At 41.9% G+C, this 17,135-nt stretch carries 18 protein-coding genes; 8 read left to right on the forward strand and 10 right to left on the reverse strand.

Going from position 1 to position 17,135, the window contains the following annotated elements:
- Window positions 1–94 precede the first annotated feature (94 nt).
- The 4 genes from HEMROJRC1_RS04445 (at window position 95) to HEMROJRC1_RS04460 (ending at window position 4,618) form a co-directional block, all read left to right on the forward strand.
- Window positions 95–892 carry a 4Fe-4S cluster-binding domain-containing protein gene (locus tag HEMROJRC1_RS04445; RefSeq protein ID WP_226691809.1) on the forward strand — a complete coding sequence of 266 codons (798 nt, stop codon included), beginning with the start codon at window positions 95–97 and terminating at the stop codon, window positions 890–892.
- Between the two features lie 98 nt (window positions 893–990).
- On the forward strand, window positions 991–2,238 hold the full coding sequence (locus tag HEMROJRC1_RS04450) for a NupC/NupG family nucleoside CNT transporter (protein WP_226691810.1): 1,248 nt from the start codon (window positions 991–993) through the stop codon (window positions 2,236–2,238).
- Between the two features lie 84 nt (window positions 2,239–2,322).
- Window positions 2,323–3,042, forward strand: a complete 720-nt coding sequence (gene deoD, locus HEMROJRC1_RS04455; protein ID WP_226691811.1) for a purine-nucleoside phosphorylase — start codon at window positions 2,323–2,325, stop codon at window positions 3,040–3,042.
- Window positions 3,043–3,284: 242 nt separating this feature from the next.
- Window positions 3,285–4,618 (forward strand): IS3 family transposase gene (locus HEMROJRC1_RS04460; RefSeq protein ID WP_226691812.1). Its coding sequence is split into 2 segments (ribosomal slippage): window positions 3,285–3,789 and window positions 3,789–4,618, totalling 1,335 coding nucleotides; the frame shifts between segments, so codons are not numbered across the junction.
- A gap of 51 nt (window positions 4,619–4,669) precedes the next feature.
- On the opposite strand, the gene nlpD is transcribed toward HEMROJRC1_RS04460, so the two are convergent.
- Genes nlpD through truD form a run of 5 tightly spaced genes read right to left on the reverse strand, consistent with a single transcriptional unit; the run spans window position 4,670 to window position 8,494 of the window.
- Window positions 4,670–5,893, reverse strand: a complete 1,224-nt coding sequence (gene nlpD, locus HEMROJRC1_RS04465) for a murein hydrolase activator NlpD (RefSeq protein ID WP_226691813.1) — start codon at window positions 5,891–5,893, stop codon at window positions 4,670–4,672.
- Between the two features lie 13 nt (window positions 5,894–5,906).
- On the reverse strand, window positions 5,907–6,092 hold the full coding sequence (locus HEMROJRC1_RS04470) for a lipoprotein (RefSeq protein ID WP_226691814.1): 186 nt from the start codon (window positions 6,090–6,092) through the stop codon (window positions 5,907–5,909).
- An 11-nt stretch (window positions 6,093–6,103) separates the two neighbouring features.
- Window positions 6,104–6,679: a YqaA family protein gene (locus HEMROJRC1_RS04475; RefSeq protein ID WP_226691815.1), complete on the reverse strand. Its 576-nt coding sequence runs from the start codon at window positions 6,677–6,679 to the stop codon at window positions 6,104–6,106.
- Window positions 6,680–6,719: 40 nt separating this feature from the next.
- The gene (surE, locus tag HEMROJRC1_RS04480) at window positions 6,720–7,460 is read right to left on the reverse strand and encodes a 5'/3'-nucleotidase SurE (RefSeq protein WP_226691816.1); all 741 of its coding nucleotides are present in this window, start codon (window positions 7,458–7,460) and stop codon (window positions 6,720–6,722) included.
- An 11-nt stretch (window positions 7,461–7,471) separates the two neighbouring features.
- Window positions 7,472–8,494, reverse strand: a complete 1,023-nt coding sequence (gene truD, locus HEMROJRC1_RS04485) for a tRNA pseudouridine(13) synthase TruD (protein ID WP_226691817.1) — start codon at window positions 8,492–8,494, stop codon at window positions 7,472–7,474.
- A 106-nt stretch (window positions 8,495–8,600) separates the two neighbouring features.
- On the opposite strand from truD, the gene rraB reads away from it, so the two are divergent.
- From rraB to slyD, 3 genes are all read left to right on the forward strand, one after another.
- A complete protein-coding gene (gene rraB / locus HEMROJRC1_RS04490) occupies window positions 8,601–9,023 on the forward strand; it encodes a ribonuclease E inhibitor RraB (RefSeq protein WP_226691818.1) in 423 nt (140 codons plus the stop codon).
- 40 nt (window positions 9,024–9,063) lie between these two features.
- Window positions 9,064–9,798 (forward strand): SIMPL domain-containing protein, encoded by a 735-nt coding sequence (locus HEMROJRC1_RS04495; RefSeq protein WP_226691819.1) that lies wholly within the window; start codon window positions 9,064–9,066, stop codon window positions 9,796–9,798.
- Window positions 9,799–9,958: 160 nt separating this feature from the next.
- Window positions 9,959–10,558, forward strand: a complete 600-nt coding sequence (gene slyD / locus HEMROJRC1_RS04500; RefSeq protein ID WP_226691820.1) for a peptidylprolyl isomerase — start codon at window positions 9,959–9,961, stop codon at window positions 10,556–10,558.
- Window positions 10,559–10,664: 106 nt separating this feature from the next.
- Here the strand turns inward: slyD and HEMROJRC1_RS04505 are convergent, their stop codons facing one another.
- A complete protein-coding gene (locus HEMROJRC1_RS04505; protein WP_226691821.1) occupies window positions 10,665–11,288 on the reverse strand; it encodes a DUF1440 domain-containing protein in 624 nt (207 codons plus the stop codon).
- 284 nt (window positions 11,289–11,572) lie between these two features.
- Window positions 11,573–12,526, reverse strand: coding sequence for a transaldolase (gene tal / locus HEMROJRC1_RS04510; RefSeq protein WP_226691822.1), 954 nt, complete (start codon window positions 12,524–12,526; stop codon window positions 11,573–11,575).
- 306 nt (window positions 12,527–12,832) lie between these two features.
- Here tal and HEMROJRC1_RS04515 point away from each other — a divergent pair, with 306 nt between their 5' ends.
- Window positions 12,833–14,371, forward strand: a complete 1,539-nt coding sequence (locus HEMROJRC1_RS04515) for a methyltransferase type 11 (RefSeq protein ID WP_226691823.1) — start codon at window positions 12,833–12,835, stop codon at window positions 14,369–14,371.
- A 112-nt stretch (window positions 14,372–14,483) separates the two neighbouring features.
- Here HEMROJRC1_RS04515 and mscL read toward each other — a convergent pair whose 3' ends face one another.
- From mscL to HEMROJRC1_RS04530, 3 genes are all read right to left on the reverse strand, one after another.
- Window positions 14,484–14,873 carry a large-conductance mechanosensitive channel protein MscL gene (gene mscL / locus HEMROJRC1_RS04520; protein ID WP_226691824.1) on the reverse strand — a complete coding sequence of 130 codons (390 nt, stop codon included), beginning with the start codon at window positions 14,871–14,873 and terminating at the stop codon, window positions 14,484–14,486.
- A gap of 77 nt (window positions 14,874–14,950) precedes the next feature.
- On the reverse strand, window positions 14,951–16,327 hold the full coding sequence (trkA, locus tag HEMROJRC1_RS04525; protein ID WP_226691825.1) for a Trk system potassium transporter TrkA: 1,377 nt from the start codon (window positions 16,325–16,327) through the stop codon (window positions 14,951–14,953).
- Window positions 16,324–17,133: a glycosyltransferase family A protein gene (locus tag HEMROJRC1_RS04530; protein ID WP_226691826.1), complete on the reverse strand. Its 810-nt coding sequence runs from the start codon at window positions 17,131–17,133 to the stop codon at window positions 16,324–16,326. The genes trkA and HEMROJRC1_RS04530 overlap by 4 nt, the downstream gene beginning before the upstream one ends.
- Window positions 17,134–17,135 lie beyond the last annotated feature (2 nt).

The following is a 17,135-nucleotide window of genomic DNA, read 5'->3' on the forward strand; positions in this document are numbered from 1 at the left end:
ACGATCATTGCTTCGCCTTACCGTGCTATCTGCACTGTGTTCGGCTTGCGGCTTTGTATCCATTTAAATTTAATTCACTATAAAAATAAGAAAAATGACCGCACTTTCTAAACTTGATCATCTTTATGTACCGCTGCACCGCCTTATTCCTTTTTCGAATGTGGAAGGACAAGGCAATCGTACTAGTATTTTTCTGCAGGGTTGTAAGCTTAATTGCCTGTATTGCCATAATCCGGAAACAATTCCACGCTATGCCGAAGGGGTGAAACAAGTGAGCCTTCGCTATCTTTACGATCAAGTAATGGAGGCCACGCCTTTTATTCGTGGCGTAACGATTTCAGGCGGAGAACCTACGCTTCACTATAAAAAACTTCTCCCTCTCTTTGAAGCATTACGCTTGCAAGGTTTAACCTGCTATCTCGATAGCAGTGGTTTTTTTGATTTCGAAAAGATCCTCCCGTTGATTAATGTTACCGATAAATTTCTGTTCGATCTAAAAGGCGAAGGCTTAGGCTTACAATCCCTTTGTTTTGACAGACAAAATCGTAGCGGTATGGTTTATCATCAAATAATTCCGACGGAACAGCGAATTAAAACGGATAATCTTACGCACAACTTAACCAACCTTTCAAAACTACTTTCCCTCAATAAGGTGGAAGAAGTGCGGTTGGTTTTTATAAAGAATTTTTTTGATGCTTTCAAACTCATTGAGCAAACCGCTCGGTTACTTAAACCTCACCCACAGATTCTGCTAAAAATTATTCGTGTTCACACTAAAGGTGTGCGTGATGAAGAAGGATTGAAACCTTTTGTACCGACTCAGGCAGAAACGGATCAACTGGCTGATTACGCCAAAAAATGTGGACTCAATCACATATTGACAATTTATTAGAGGATTACATTACATTTTTTGGAAAAAGTTCACACAATTTAGAAAAAAAACAGTAAAATTACGCCGATTTTTATCTTTAGCGATTGTGAGGTGTATATATGAGTGTTTTAATGAGTATTCTTGGTATGGTGGTATTAATTGCCATCGCATTTTTGTTATCAAATAATCGTCGATCGATTAATTGGCGAACCGTATTAGGGGCGTTTGCAATCCAACTTGGATTTGCCGCCCTTATTTTATATGTGCCGGCAGGCCAAAAAGCATTAGGTGCAACGGCAGATGCGGTGGCAAATGTTATTGCTTACGGCAACGAGGGAATAAACTTCGTATTTGGCGGACTTGCCGATCCAAGCAATCTTGGTTTTATCTTTGCCGTAAAAGTACTTCCTATTATCGTCTTCTTCTCCGGCTTAGTCTCTATACTTTATTATTTAGGCATTATGCACGTAGTAATAAAAATCATCGGTGGCGCATTACAAAAACTATTAGGTACGTCAAAAGCGGAATCGCTGTCTGCCGCTGCAAATATTTTCGTTGGTCAAACCGAAGCGCCATTGGTGGTAAAACCTTATGTTAGCCGAATGACCGAATCTGAGCTTTTTGCCATTATGGTGGGCGGAACCGCCTCCATTGCAGGTTCAGTAATGGCGGGTTATGCCGGAATGGGCGTGCCTTTGACTTACTTAATCGCCGCCTCATTTATGGCTGCGCCGGCAGGTCTATTATTTGCGAAAATTCTTTACCCTCAAACGCAGCAATTTACGGATATTCAACCTGAATCGGATAATGAAGCAAAACCGTCTAATGTCTTAGAAGCAATGGCCGGTGGTGCAAGTGCCGGTATGCAATTAGCATTAAACGTCGGCGCAATGCTTATCGCCTTTGTGGCATTAATTGCGTTAATTAACGGCATCTTGGGCGGTATCGGTGGCTGGTTCGGTTATGGCGAACTCACCTTACAGTCTATCTTCGGTTGGATCTTTAAACCTCTCGCTTACTTAATCGGCGTATCTTGGGAAGAATCCGGTATCGCAGGTCAAATGATCGGAATGAAATTAGCGGTAAACGAATTTGTCGGTTATCTTGAATTTGCTAAATATTTACAACCGGATACCACTGTCGTATTAACAGAAAAAACCAAAGCGATTATTACTTTCGCACTTTGCGGTTTCGCCAACTTCAGCTCTATCGCAATCCTCATCGGTGGTTTAGGCGGTATGGCACCGAATCGCCGTGGCGATATCGCCCGTTTAGGCTTAAAAGCCGTTATTGCCGGTACGCTTGCGAACTTAATGAGTGCAACCATTGCCGGTCTTTTCATAGAATTAAGTGGTGCCGTACTCTAAAAGTGCGGTCAAAATTCGGACTGTTTTTGCACCACGGTTACACGTGGTGCCTTTATTTTAATTCAATCAAAAGAGGGAAATACAATGACTCCACATATTAACGCACCTGAAGGCGCATTTGCTGATACCGTACTAATGCCAGGCGATCCGCTTCGAGCAAAATATATCGCAGAAACATTTTTAGAAGATGTGAAAGAAGTGACGAATGTACGTAATATGCTTGGTTTCACCGGCACTTACAAAGGCCGCAAAATTTCGGTGATGGGACACGGTATGGGTATTCCGTCTTGCTCTATTTACACAAAAGAATTAATCACAGAATACGGCGTAAAAAAAATCATTCGTGTAGGTTCTTGCGGTGCAGTAAAAATGGACGTGAAAGTTCGTGATGTAATCATTGGTTTAGGAGCTTGTACCGATTCTAAAGTCAATCGCATTCGTTTCAAAGATAACGACTTTGCGGCGATTGCCGACTTCGGTTTAACCAGCGCAGCGGTTGAAGCGGCGAAACAAAAAGGCATTGCAGTAAAAGTGGGCAATCTTTTCTCTGCCGATTTATTCTACACACCGGATGTAGAAATGTTCGATGTAATGGAAAAATACGGCATTCTCGGCGTTGAAATGGAAGCTGCCGGTATTTATGGCGTTGCCGCTGAATTTGGCGCACGAGCGTTAACCATTTGTACGGTTTCCGACCATATCCGCACACACGAACAAACCAGCCCTGAAGAGCGTCAATTAACCTTCAATGAAATGATAGAAATCGCGTTAGAAAGTGTGTTAATTGATGATAAAAATGCCTAATTTGTGCAACTAAAGTACGGTATTATTTAGCGCTTGCACAAAACAGAGTAGGGTGTGTTTTAGCCAAAGGTGTAACGCACCATTAAACCCAAGTTTGGTGCGTTACGGCAAGCCTAACGCACCCTACATTTGAATTAAAAACAGCCTTTTGTGCAACCGCTAAAATAGAGAAAGAGCGGTCAAATTTGATCTGCCCCCCAAAAGTTGGACAAAATAAACCAACTTAGTCAGGGGCAGATTTTATGACCAAATACAATCAAACATTCAAACAACAAGCCATCGATTTTTATCTTAAAAATCACTTAGATGTTTCACTTACAAAAAAACAATTTCAACTTTCCGACACCACCTTAAGACGTTGGATTACCCAATATCAACATTCAGGCAATGCAGGGCTTGCCCTATTGCCCGGCAAACGCATTTATTCCGCTGAATTTAAATATCAAGTCATCCTTGCCGTTCAAAAAGGGGATTTCTCTGCAAGGCAAGCGACAATCCATTTCGGCATAAGTAATTCAGGTCTTATCAGCCAATGGTTGAAAGCCTTTGAAAAAGACGGTATAAACGGTTTACACCCCAAACCGAAAGGAAGACCGACAATGTCCCCGAAAAAACCAAAATACGCCAAAATGCCACCGCCGCCGAAGACCGAAGAAGACCGCTTACGGTTAAGGATTTTGGAGCTTGAAGCGGAGGTGGCATTTCTAAAAAAGTTGGACGAAGTGATACGGGAGGAAGAAGCCGAACGGCGGCGATTATCCAAAGATTGAGAGGGACGTTTCCGCTTAACATCTTGCTTTCATTGGCAAATTTGTCTCGTAGTGTGTTTTTCTATCATTTAAAGCCGAAGGCGGATAAAAATACCGCACTTAAAGCGGAAATCAGGCGGATTAAAGCAGAAAATCCGGCGTATGGTTATCGCCGAGTAAGTGCGTTATTGAAAGGCGTTAATCACAAACGGGTACAACACTTAATCCAACAAATGGGGCTACAGGTGAAGGGCAAAAAAGCGAGAAAGTACGCCGCCTATCGCGGTGAAATCGGAAACATCGCCCCAAACCGCTTACAACGGGATTTCACCACAACCCGACCAAACGAAAAATGGCTTACCGACATCACGGAAATCAAAGCCAAAGACGGCAGTAAATGTTACGTCTCACCGATTTTAGACTGCTTCAACTCGGAAATCATCAGCGTTGCTATCAGTCGAAGCCCGAATTGGCAACAAGTGAAAGTAATGTTGCAACAAGCGGTCGAAAAATTACCCAAAGAGGCGAAGCCGATACTGCATTCGGACCAAGGTTGGCAATATCAAATGTGTGCGTATCAACGCATCTTACAAGAAAACGGCATAGTGCAGAGTATGTCAAGAAAGGGAAACTGCCTAGATAATGCGATGATGGAGAGCTTTTTCGGGCGGATGAAAACGGAATGTATCTATGGTAAGCATTTTGACAATGCCGAGGAGGTTGCACAAGCGGTGAGGGAGTATATACGGTATTACAATGAGGAACGAATACAATTAAAATTAAACGGCTTGAGCCCGATACAATATCGAACTCAAACCATGTGTTAAATGGTCTAACTTTTTGGGGTCAGATCAATTCGACCGCTTTTTCATATCATTTTATCGTCTTGGTAAATAACGAACCGGATCCACCGATTTACCTTTGTAACGAATTTCAAAATGGAGTTTCACACTATTGGTACCCGAGCTTCCCATTTTGGCAATTTCTTGACCCGCTTTGACTTCTTGCTGGTCGCTGACAAGGATTCTATCGTTATGCGCATAAGCACTCAAGAAATCATCATTGTGTTTAATAATGATCAAATTGCCGTAACCGCGTAATGCGTTACCGGCATACACAACACGCCCTGCCGCCGCCGCTTTCACCGCTTGTCCGCGCGAACCGGCAATATCAATCCCTTTATTGCCGCCGTCCGAGTTAGAGAACCCTTGAATAATATTGCCACTTGCGGGCCATAACCATGAGATGTTAGAAATAACCGGAGCCGCTACATTTGCGTTTACCGGTGTGGTATTTCCTGTCGCTGCAGGCGTTGTAGGAACATTTGCTGGTGTGTTATAAGCCGGTGCAGAGGAAGGAACGCCTGCACCGGATTTAATTGGCCCTATAATCGTACCATCAGAGCCTATTTTCGTACCATTTGCACCGGCGGTATAAGTCACCGCTGGTTCAACAGGTTTTGCCGTAGAAGCAGTTTCCGTTGCATTAACCGGCACAGTAGTTGTTACCGTTTTAGTAGTACATTTACCGATTTTTAAAGTTTGACCGATACTTAAACTATAAGGCTCTGACATATTATTCATTGCCGCAAGTTCTTTTACATCCATTCCTGCCAAGTAAGCAATAAGGAACATCGTATCGCCTTTATTCACTTTATAAGTGCCGCCTTTGTAAGAGCCTTTTTGAATTTGGCTATAATCCGGCGCATTGGTATTCGGATTTCTCGGCACATTGATTGCAATGGAATTGGTACAATCCGAAACGGTCTTTGTAATGGTTTTGGTTTGTGACTGTGTTGGCGCAATCGGTGCTGTTACTGTCGGAGCCGTAGGCTGAACCGGTTGATAAGTCGGCTGAAAATTCGGTTGCGGTGTTTGCGTTCCAGTTGGAACATTACTACCTACGTTGTTTGAACCCATCGTATTCGGCATATTACTTCGTTGAATCTCAGGCTGCCAACTTCCGTTACGGTTTCCATCAACCGGTTGCATAATTCCCGGAGACAGTGTCCCATCGGCATTTTCAATAGGTGCTTGCGTGTTTGATGAACACGCAGTTAAAATCGCAGCACTCAGGGGTAATAATAAAAACGATTTTTTCATTTATTCTTCCTTTTTATTTCATTGTATTTGGCATAGCTTGATGTTCGATTTCCGGCATAAAACTGCCGCCTGCGACAGCGCCCGTCCCTTCCACCGGCTGCATAATACCGTTCGGTAACGCATTCGGATCTTTCACCTCAGGCGAAGAGCAAGCTGCTAAAACTAACGTCATAGACAACGCAAATAAATATTTATTCATAACATATCCTATTATTTCAAAATGAGGTAAGCGGCCACAGCAAGGGCAACAACCGACCAACCGATAACTTCAATCGATTTACGTAATTTCGCTGCAAATTTTTCGCCTCCCCAAGCAGCCAATTTCGCTACAAGTAAGAAACGTGCCGCACGGGAAACAAATGCCGTGATCACAAACGGAAAAAATGCCATTTGCATTACACCGGCGCAAATCGTAAAAACCTTATAAGGGATCGGGCTGAAACCGGCAACAAAGACAACCAACACGCCCCATTGTTCAAACCAACTCACCGCTTTTGCCCAATGTTCGCCGTAGCCCCATTGTTGAACGATACCTTGTACCCAATCCGTTGCAAAATAACCTATGCCATAACCTACGATACCACCAACGGCAGAAGCAATAGCCGTATAGAGCGCAAATCTGACCGCACTTTTCGGCTTTGACATCGACATAGGGATTAACATCACATCAGGTGGAATCGGAAAAAAAATGGCTTCAATAAAACTAACAAAAGACAACCAAAATGCCGCAAAGCGATGTTTTGACCATTCCATTGTCTTATCGTACATTGCACCAAAAATATTCATTCAATATACCTTATGTCCTAAATTTAGCCAAAGCGCCACATTATTCACGCTCCAACCAATCTTGTAAAGATTGAATTGAGTGATGCGCCGTCATATCCGCCTGAATTGGCGTGATTGAAACATAACCGTTCTTCACTGCGTGAAAATCCGTCCCTTCTTGTTCATTTTCAGGCAAGCCGGCAGGCCCGATCCAATAGATTCGTTCGCCACGGGGATCTTCTTGCTTAATCACTTCCGCCGCAGAAGAGCGATAACCTAAATGACAAACTTTGTAGCCTTTAAGTTCTTCGAAAGGTATATCAGGAACATTGATATTAATGATTTCACGTGGGTTTAATAATTGATGGTGTAATTTAGGAATCAAATCTACCACGACACGTGCCGCCGTTTCATAATGTAAACGTCCGTCTAAAGACACGGCAATTGAAGGTAATCCCAAATGGCGACCTTCTAATGCCGCGGCGACCGTGCCGGAATAAATCGTGTCATCCCCCATATTACAGCCGGCATTAATTCCAGAAACCACCAAATCAACTTGTCCGGATAAAAAACCGTTCAATGCCAAATGCACACAATCGGCCGGTGTGCCGTTAACACAATAATCACCATTATCCAAATGACGAGGGCGTAACGGCTCAACTAAAGTAAGGGCGCTTGAAGCCGCACTGCGATTACGATCCGGTGCTACAATCACGACATCGGCGATTTTGCGCAATTCCGCCGCTAAAATTTGAATACCTTCTGCGTGAAAACCATCATCATTACTTAATAAAATTCGCATTATATTTCCCTCTAATTCAATTCACTATAATTCACTAATTCTCGAACCAATGCCGTCGCATAAGAACCTGCCGGCAAATAAAAATACAGTTTTAAACCGACATCGGTAAATTGCCAATGAAGATCCTGCGCCTGCATTAATAACGGGCGACGTGCCGCTTTCATTTTCTCTTGTTTCATTAAAGATGAAAAAACATTGTGTTGTTCCACAATGGCGTTTTCAACCGAGGAAGCCATCAAATTTTCTTCGCCGATCAAAGGCGCGGTGAGTAAAATATCCCGTTGTGCCAATCGAGTTTGCAGCGCAGCCAAATCTTCCGATTCATCGGCTTTAAACCAACTGTGGGAACCGGTTAACTGCACAATATCATTCGGCAGAACTTCCTCTGTTACACCTTGTTCAATACGTGCCGCCACAACCAAATTAAAAATTTCACTGCGTGCGGCTGAAAGATAAAAACTGCGTTTTTTACGATCTTTCACTTTAATTTCGCCTTGCGCCCAACGCAATGCCTGCGTGAGATTATGACCGTCACGTCCAAAGCGTTGTTCCGTAAAATAATTAGGAAAACCGACATTTTTCACAAAATCTAAGCGCACTTTTAATTCATCGGTTTCTTCCGCACCACGCAGTAAAATTTCAAAATAATTACCTTGCAGACTACCGGTTCGGATCTTCCGATTATGGCGCGTAACCTCTAAGATTTCTACACCTTCCAATTGAAATTGACTAAAATCCGGCGTTGCTTTTCCCGGCATTTGTAAGCAAAACCATTGTTCCGTAACGGCTTGGCGATCTTTCAAACCGGCATAACCCATATTTCGTTCCGACACACCGGCGAATTTTGCCAGTTTTTCCCCCACAAATAAGGTGTTACAGCCTGTTTTTCTTATTTTTAACGCCACAAATTCCCCCTCACCCGACATTTCATAGCCCAGCACTTCTTTCACAATGAAATCGGCACATTCCAGCTTTAAAAGTGCGGTCGATTTTGGTGGCGTTTTTAAGGTGAGATAAGGAAGTTGTTCAAGCATAATTTTGAGGTGTTTTGATAGAAAATAGCCGTGCGAAATTTTATGCGACTTTTGGGGATTTATCCACTAAAATAACCGCACTTTTATTTCAATTAAGGAATTAATTATGACAGATTTTGCCGAACTTCAAGCGGAAACCCGCGATATTATCAGCGATTTATTAAACGATGGTAGTGATCCGACGGCACTTTATATCATTGAACATCATATCGCTCACTATGATTTTGATTTATTAGAAAAAATTGCGGTAGATGCGTTCAAAGCGGGCTATGAAGTTTCTGAAGCCGAAGAATTTGAAGATGACAACGGCAAAGCGATCTTCTGTTTCGATATTATTAGCGAAGTGGAATTAAAAGCGGAAATTATTGATGCACAACAAAAAGAATTGTTGCCGCTCATTGAGAAACATAAAGGCATTTATGACGGTTGGGGCACGTATTTTGAAGATCCGAACGCTGATGACGATGAATATGGCAATGACGGTGAATTTTTCGATGAAGATGAGGTCGAAGACCCACGCTTACACTAATCTAACCGCAATGAAAGTGCGGTCATTTTTGAGAGAAATTATGAAATTAAAAACACTTGCTCTTGTAGTTTTAGCTCTACCTTTCAGCACGGCGACATTAGCTGAAAATACGACAACCAAACCCGCTCAAATCGTTTCCTTTAACACGGAAGTTGAAACGGAGATTGAACGGGATTTATTACAGGTTCGACTATTCTATCAAGTTGATGGTAAAAACTTAGCCGACTTAAATAAAACCATTTCCGAACGCTTAAATAAAGCAGTGGCAATCGCAAAGGCACAAAGTGCGGTCGAAATTAAAGGCAATTCCCGTAATACCTCCGTTCGTTATGATGCACAAGGCAAGAAAAACGGTTGGATTGCTCGTGCCGAATTGGTATTGGAAAGTAAAGATTTCCAAGCGATTTCTAACCTCATATCCACACTAGATGATGTAATGGCTGTGGAAGATATAAACGCCTCTGTTTCTTCCGAAAAACTAATGAGCGTAGAAAATGATTTAACACAAGCTGCGATTGAAAAATTCAAAAAGAAAGCCGATTTGATTCAAAATTCGTTGAAAATGAAAGATTACCGAATCTTAGATTTAGATATTTCCTCTGTAAACGAACAATCGCCGATCCGTGCTTATAGTGCAGCACGTGCTGCAAAAGTCTCGATGTTATCTGCGGACTACGCCGAAGCAGATCAAGCATTCCTAGAAAATGGGAAAGAAACCGTTCGCATACGGGCAAATGCACGAATCGAATTACTCAAAGACGATACAGTGAATTAAATTAAAATGGATACAAAGCCGCAAGCCGAAGGCAGTGCAAGCAGCACGGCGAGGCGTAGCAATGCGGCAGGCATTTTTAAATTTAATTTACTGTAATTCCTATACAATTCTTTTTTATTCTATACAATGACAACATTTTTTACACTGTAAGGAAACCTCAATGAATGTAGCAAAAAATGTGGTGGTGAGCATTGCTTACCAAGTCCGCACCCAAGATGGTGTATTAGTCGATGAAGCACCGGCAAATCAACCGTTAGAATATTTACAAGGACACAACAACTTAGTCGTAGGGCTTGAAAAGGCCCTTGAAGGCAAAGCGGTTGGGGATAAATTTGAAGTTCGCGTACAACCGGAAGAAGGTTATGGTGAGTACAACGAAAATATGGTTCAGCGCGTACCAAAAGAAGTATTCCAAGGGGTTGATGAACTTGTTGTAGGTATGCGTTTCTTAGCGGATACCGACATAGGCCCTGTTCCTGTGGTGATTACCGAAGTTGATGGGGATGAAGTGGTTGTTGATGGCAACCATATGTTAGCCGGTCAAGAATTGCATTTTACCGTTGAAGTTGTAGCAACACGTGAAGCGACTTTAGAAGAAATTGCACACGGCCACGTTCACGGCGCACACGATCATCACGATGAAGAGGGTCACGGTTGTGGTTGTGGCGGTCATCACCACCATCACGATCATGAACACGAGGGCTGCTGTGGCGGTGGTCATAAACAGGGTCACGGTGGTTGCGGCTGCGGCGGTCATTAATCACTAAAAGGAAAACAAAAAAGGCAACGAAATGTTGCCTTTTGTTATTAAACAATGTTTCCACATAACAAAAATGCCACTTTTCGGTGGCATTTTTATTTAATCATTATTCGGTTGCGTCTTTTAATGCAACTTCAGGATCAGGTTGACCTGTGATTCGGTTACGTAAATCACGGCGAATCACTTCAATCGTCCAGAACCAGAAAATGTGTCCGACTAATTCGGAAATATGTTCATATGGTGGCCACTCGCCAACCGGTGGGGTTAAGCCTAACAATGGGAAAGAGATGTAATGTACAGCGATATTAGCAAGAATACCTGCGCCAATCCCTTGCCAGAATTTGATTTTCGGAAAACGCTCCGCTACCACACAGTAACCGATGGCGAATACCAATGAGAAAAGTATATGGGTTACACCGATCCAGTTAAATCCGTGGTCGGCAAAGGTAAATACCGCTTCAGTCGGGTCAATACCAATATAATCACGTAAGAAAACGTGTGGTGGGTTTAAAAACGCACGTGAACAAACTTGAAGAATTTGATCTTGCGTTAAACCGCTGATATCCACTTTACACGCCGCGGCGAAGAAATCAATCGGGCTACGTGGAGGGAAAGGATGTTCCGCCCCCCATTTTACAAAGGCGGAAATGATACCTGCGATAATACCGACAAAAACAGCCACGCCATAACGACGACGATTTGCCGGAGTTTGAGTGAAAATACCTGACATATTTTGCTCCGAAAATGTTGAAAAAATTACCCGCACTTTTTACATTACAAAATGCAGTGCGGAACTCTATTACCTCTTATACGATTGATGATCCCACTTCGCAATAACTAAAGAGAAATTATCTGCAATCCAAGGTAAACATCGGGATAAATTTTTCCCTAATTTGGCTACCCCGTCAAGATTTAAATTCTATTTTCTTTCGAAAATAGCAAGAACTTCAGTGCTAAAAAAACGGTTGTTATTTGATGTAAATAACAACCGTTATGCTGATGATATTTAGGGAATTATAATTTAGCCGCAAGCATTGCTTCTAATTTTTCTTGATCCACGGCAAATTTGCGGATACCTTCCGCTAATTTTTCCACTGCCATCGGATCGCTATTGTGTTGCCAGTAGAACTCCGCTTCGGTTAACGCTTGAGGTTTCGCTTTCACTTCGCCTTTAAATTCAAGTTTACGCACAAGTGCGGTTGAATTTTCTTGTAATTCTTTCAACAATGGAGGAGCAATAGTTAAGCGGTCACAACCTGCAAGCTCGGTGATTTCTCCGACATTACGGAAACTCGCCCCCATCACAACGGTGTTGTAACCGTATTCTTTGTAGTAATTGTAAATTTTAGTGACGGAAATCACGCCCGGATCTTCTGCCGGTGCATATTCTTTTTTATCGGAATTCGCTTTGTACCAATCTAAAATTCGACCCACAAACGGTGAAATTAAATAAACACCGGCTTCTGCACAAGCACGTGCTTGCGCTTCGGAGAATAATAAGGTTAAGTTACAGTTGATACCTTCTTTTTCAAGAATTTCCGCTGCACGAATCCCCTGCCAAGTTGAGGCGATTTTAATCAGAATACGATCGTTAGAAATACCTGCAGCATTGTAAAGTGCGATGAGTTTACGTGCTTTTTCAACAGTGGCTTGCGTATTGTAAGAAAGGCGGGCATCTACTTCCGTTGAAATACGTCCCGGTACGATTTTTAAAATTTCTAAACCAATGTTTACCGCTAACTTATCTTCCGCATCAATAAGTTGTTGGGCTTTGTCATTACTTTGTGCTTTTGCGTAAGCCACCGCTTCATCAATGAGTGGGGCGTATTGCGGAAGAGCGGAAGCACTGAGGATTAATGAGGGGTTAGTAGTTGCATCTTGTGGTTGGTATTTTTTAATGGCATCAATATCGCCGGTATCCGCTACCACCACAGTCATATTACGAAGTGAATCCAATTGAGTTGTCATAATGTTCTCCTTGTCTCTATTGATAAACGTTACCATACCATAAATTGAATTCTAAGTGATAGTGAGAAATCGAAATATAGCGAATAGTTTTTATCAAAATGCGATGGTTAACCGGTCTAAATCAAACCTTATGTGAGAGGTTAAGTAAAATCATATCTTGCCTACCTTTTTACATCATTAAATATCAAAAGTGCGGTTGAAAAATGAGATATTTTTCCGATATTATGTCGCCCAAATTGATGCCGAACGATAAAATGTTCAAGCAATCATCACGTAATATTTAATAAATCATACCGTTTGATCATTATGACAGAAAACAATCTTGCTCTCAGGCTTTGTGCCGATGAGTTTATACAAGAGCATTTTAAAAAAGAATTCTTAGATACCTTAACGATTATCCCATGGGCTAAAAATCACGGTGCGAAAAATAGACTTAATTTTATTCAAATGAATAGCCTTAATGTGCTTTTTGTTGGCTGTGATCTTTTTTATTCCGATGAAGCGATTTTATGTTGGTCAAGAGCATTAAAAAGCAATGGTATATTGATTTTAGAAGCAACGACAGAACGTAAAATTGAGCAAATTGCTTTACAATTCTCACCTATTTTTACATTCGTACCGAATGGCAATGCAAATGTATGGATTTTACAAAAAGAGATAAAAGAAAATGCCGATCAATGCTATAACCAACTTCGCCGAACAGTTCTAGAAAAGCAACCGTTAGAATCCGTTTTGACGGCAATCAAGAATTTTGAAATGGTTGAGCCGAATCACACCATCTCTTTCTTTACTCGGCATAAATTAAAAGCACAAGGATTCCAACAACCTGCTTACGATATCTGGAAAACCTATGCAGGAAGAGTCTCTACAAATTTAGGTCTGTTGTATCAGGCTTTAGGTTTATTGGCTGATGGAGACTACCAACGAGGATTTAAGGAACGGGAAATGTTACTTGGCGATCAACATACCCGTAGAACGAAAGTACCGCCTAAGGAAGAATGGCTGCCAAAACGTTGGAAGGGGGAATCACTTACCGGAAAAACATTAGTCGTGTGGAGTGAATTTGGCTTGGGCGATGAAATTATGTTCGCTCAACTGGCGCATTATTTAAAAATACAGGGGGCTATAACAATATGGATGGTACAAACTCCGATTTTATCGTTGGTTAAAACCCATCCTGATATTGATCAAGTTATCGGAATTGATGAACTTGAAAAATTAGGGGAATTTGACTATTGGGTTTATCCTCACGAAATACTGGCATATATTGATACGCCGTTTCAGGATTTACCTAAACGATTACCTTATCTGTCCGTACCTTCGCAAAAAATGGCGGATAGTGCGAATTTATTCCATCAGACCGAAAACCTAAAAGTCGGCATTGTTTGGCGCGGTGATTCCACGCACGAAAATGATAAATACCGTTCTATTCATAATCTAGAGTATATTGAAAGGCTATTTAAGCTAAAAGGGATTGATTGGTATTGTGTACAAAAAGCCTGCAATGATAATGAAACGGCGTTGTTGGAAAAATACAATATTCCGAATATGGCCAAAAACAGTGGTGATTTTCTGGATACCGCCGCCATATTAAAACACTTTGATCTTCTTATTGCAGTCGATACTTCGGTTGCACATGTTGCCGGCGCATTGGGTGCGCCCACATTCTTAATGTTACCCTATATCGTTGATTGGCGTTGGGGCATGACGGAAAAAACCAATATGTGGTACAAGGATATGGTTTCTTTCAGAAATAACTGGCCATCAATGGAATGGGACAATGTCATTGAAGAAATCAGCCAAGCCTTAGAAGAAAAAGTGAAACTTAAAAAAGCAAAAGATTAGGGTAAATCAGGTAATAAACAGCACACTCAAAAGAAAATGGGTGGGCTGTTTTATTTTTATCACAAAAAACAAAAAAGCCGGCATAAGCCGACTTTTTATTCAGAGAGAAGAACTATTTTTTCAATAAATCACGAATTTCAGTAAGTAATTTTTCTTCATTTGACGGCTCTGCCGGCGCTTTTTCTGCCGGTTTTTTAAGTTTATTAATGGCTTTCACCATTAAGAAAATAGCAAATGCAATGATAACGAAATCAAAGACGTTTTGAATGAACATACCGTAATTCAACGTTACTGCCGGAATATCACCGTTTGCAGGTTCTAAAACATATTTTAAATCTTTGAAATCCACACCGCCGGTTAAAATACCCAATACAGGCATGACAACATCACCAACAAGTGAGCTGACAATTTTGCCGAATGCACCACCAATGATCACACCGACAGCCATATCAACAACATTGCCACGCATCGCGAATTCACGAAATTCCTTTATAAAGCTCATAAAATTTTCCTTCTTGTTTAAATATTACGCGCTAAGCGCGCGCGTCATTATATGACCTTCCTTTAAAAAGTAAACCTTTAAATGAAGAATGAGCTCGGTTGGAATAATTTTTCTATTTCAGAAACTGCCTTTTTATCACTCAAATAGATGAGTACGTGATCACCATCTTGAATTTCTACATTTTTATGCGCAATGATTACCTCATTCTCCCGTAAAATCGCACCGATGATACACCCTGTCGGTAGACGGATATCACGAATGGCTCTTCCCACAATATTTGAGGTATTTAAATCCCCATGTGCCACAATTTCAATCGCTTCGGCAATACCATGACGCAGACTTGCGACATTTTTAACATCTCCTTTACGCACGTGCCCCAATAATGCCGAAATCGTAGCCTGTTGTGGAGAAACCGCAATATCAATTGTTCCGCCTTGGATAAGGTTGATATACGCCATACGCTGAATCAGCACCATGGCTTTTTTCGCTCCCAAGCGTTTTGCCAGCAATGCAGACATAATATTGGCTTCATCATCACTGCTTAACGACAAAAAAGCATCAATGTTCTCAATGTGTTCCTCAAATAATAAATTTTGATCCGAAGCATCGCCGTGAAAAACGAGGGTTTTAGAAAGTTTTTCGGCTAAAACTTGCGCACGCTCCGCATTACGTTCAATGAGTTTAACGGAATAAGAATGTTCCAACTGTTTCGCAACCCCGGCCGCAACATTGCCACCACCGACAATCATTATGCGTTTATAGGGCTTTTCAAGGCGTTGCAGTTCGCTAATGACGGCTTTGATATGCTCCGTTGCGCAAATAAAGGTGATTTCATCACCGGCTTCAACAATAGTCGAACCCTGAGGGCGGATAATTTTATCGTTACGTAAAATAGAGACAATACGGCAATCGATATGCGGCATATGTTCTTTAAACGCCGATAACGCATACCCGACCAATGCACCGCCATAGTAGGCTTTCACCACCACCACACTAATACGATTCTTCGCAAAATGCGCGACTTGCAATGCTCCGGGATAAGTAATCAGACGGGTGATTTCTTCCGTAACGAGATTTTCCGGCGAAATTAAATGATCGATAGGCACATTTTCATCATTAAATAATTTATCTTTTTCACGTAAATATTCCGAATTACGGATACGCGCAATACGTGTCGGCGTATTAAATAAGGTATAACCCATTTGGCACGCCACCATATTAATTTCATCAGAAGCCGTTACCGCCACCATTAAATCCGCATCCGCCGCACCGGCATCACGCAACACTTTAGGCGAAGAAGGCGAACCTTGCACAACCCGTAAATCGTGTTTTTCCTGTAATGCGTGTAATTGCGGTGATTGTTCATCTACTAAGGTAATATCATTATCTTCACTCACAAGATTTTCTGCCAAGGTCGTCCCCACTTGACCGGCTCCGAGAATCATAATTTTCATCCCTCACTCCTTGTTAATGTCAAAGGGCGAATACCAACATTCGGCGAATTTAGACCGCACTTTAAAGCTTCAATTTGACGGCAAATTTCGTCTGTTACCGCATTCGCCTGTGAGATTTTTTCTTCCGTAATACATTGTGGTGATTTTTGGAACAAAACGGCATCTAATAATCGTTCGGCGTGCATTCCATCACGGCAATAATGTAGTACACCGACCTCATCAAATAAGGTCGCCACTTTCGCAATTCTTGTTGTCGCAATACCTAATGCGCCGTCTTCACCGCCTAATTCACGAAATAGCGCATCTTGCGGGAAACCACCGCAAGCTAAAAAGAACGAACGGCGGAATACAATATTACCGCCACAAGTCATTCTCATATGTTGCCACGCAAAATCAAAATTCGGATGCTCCGCATAACGTGCCGACAAACCGATAGGCTTTAATGCCAAGCGCACCACTGAAGTATCGGGTTGAAAATGAAAAGTCGCCGCAGCCACTTCCAGTGCGCCGGGTTCATAAGCATCGTCCGCATCTAAAAAAGCAATAAATTCATTACCGGATTGCAATGCACCCCAATTTCGTGCCTTTGCCACTCCGCCATTTTTCGGCATAGATTCCACATAAACCCGCTCCGGATATTTTTCCGCAAAAGCTTCCAAAAGAGCAAGGGTATTGTCTGTCGAGCTGTCATCAACTAACCAAATATTACCTAAGCAAGGTTGATTTAGCACGGATTCCACTGCACGAGCTAATGTTTTCTCAGCATTGTAGCAAGGGATAATAACATCAATATTCGGGAACATCATTG

The sequence above is a fragment of the Rodentibacter sp. JRC1 genome, from assembly GCF_020521555.1.
Taxonomy (GTDB): Bacteria; Pseudomonadota; Gammaproteobacteria; order Enterobacterales; family Pasteurellaceae; genus Rodentibacter; species Rodentibacter abscessus.

Bases quoted from the DNA above. Each gene is read 5' to 3' on its own strand.
- HEMROJRC1_RS04445 (WP_226691809.1), top strand. From the start codon at position 95: ATGACCGCACTTTCTAAACTTGATCATCTTTATGTACCGCTGCACCGC.
- HEMROJRC1_RS04450 (WP_226691810.1), top strand. From the start codon at position 991: ATGAGTGTTTTAATGAGTATTCTTGGTATGGTGGTATTAATTGCCATC.
- deoD (WP_226691811.1), top strand. From the start codon at position 2,323: ATGACTCCACATATTAACGCACCTGAAGGCGCATTTGCTGATACCGTA.
- nlpD (WP_226691813.1), bottom strand. From the start codon at position 5,893: ATGAAAAAATCGTTTTTATTATTACCCCTGAGTGCTGCGATTTTAACT.
- HEMROJRC1_RS04470 (WP_226691814.1), bottom strand. From the start codon at position 6,092: ATGAATAAATATTTATTTGCGTTGTCTATGACGTTAGTTTTAGCAGCT.
- HEMROJRC1_RS04475 (WP_226691815.1), bottom strand. From the start codon at position 6,679: ATGAATATTTTTGGTGCAATGTACGATAAGACAATGGAATGGTCAAAA.
- surE (WP_226691816.1), bottom strand. From the start codon at position 7,460: ATGCGAATTTTATTAAGTAATGATGATGGTTTTCACGCAGAAGGTATT.
- truD (WP_226691817.1), bottom strand. From the start codon at position 8,494: ATGCTTGAACAACTTCCTTATCTCACCTTAAAAACGCCACCAAAATCG.
- rraB (WP_226691818.1), top strand. From the start codon at position 8,601: ATGACAGATTTTGCCGAACTTCAAGCGGAAACCCGCGATATTATCAGC.
- HEMROJRC1_RS04495 (WP_226691819.1), top strand. From the start codon at position 9,064: ATGAAATTAAAAACACTTGCTCTTGTAGTTTTAGCTCTACCTTTCAGC.
- slyD (WP_226691820.1), top strand. From the start codon at position 9,959: ATGAATGTAGCAAAAAATGTGGTGGTGAGCATTGCTTACCAAGTCCGC.
- HEMROJRC1_RS04505 (WP_226691821.1), bottom strand. From the start codon at position 11,288: ATGTCAGGTATTTTCACTCAAACTCCGGCAAATCGTCGTCGTTATGGC.
- tal (WP_226691822.1), bottom strand. From the start codon at position 12,526: ATGACAACTCAATTGGATTCACTTCGTAATATGACTGTGGTGGTAGCG.
- HEMROJRC1_RS04515 (WP_226691823.1), top strand. From the start codon at position 12,833: ATGACAGAAAACAATCTTGCTCTCAGGCTTTGTGCCGATGAGTTTATA.
- mscL (WP_226691824.1), bottom strand. From the start codon at position 14,873: ATGAGCTTTATAAAGGAATTTCGTGAATTCGCGATGCGTGGCAATGTT.
- trkA (WP_226691825.1), bottom strand. From the start codon at position 16,327: ATGAAAATTATGATTCTCGGAGCCGGTCAAGTGGGGACGACCTTGGCA.
- HEMROJRC1_RS04530 (WP_226691826.1), bottom strand. From the start codon at position 17,133: ATGATGTTCCCGAATATTGATGTTATTATCCCTTGCTACAATGCTGAG.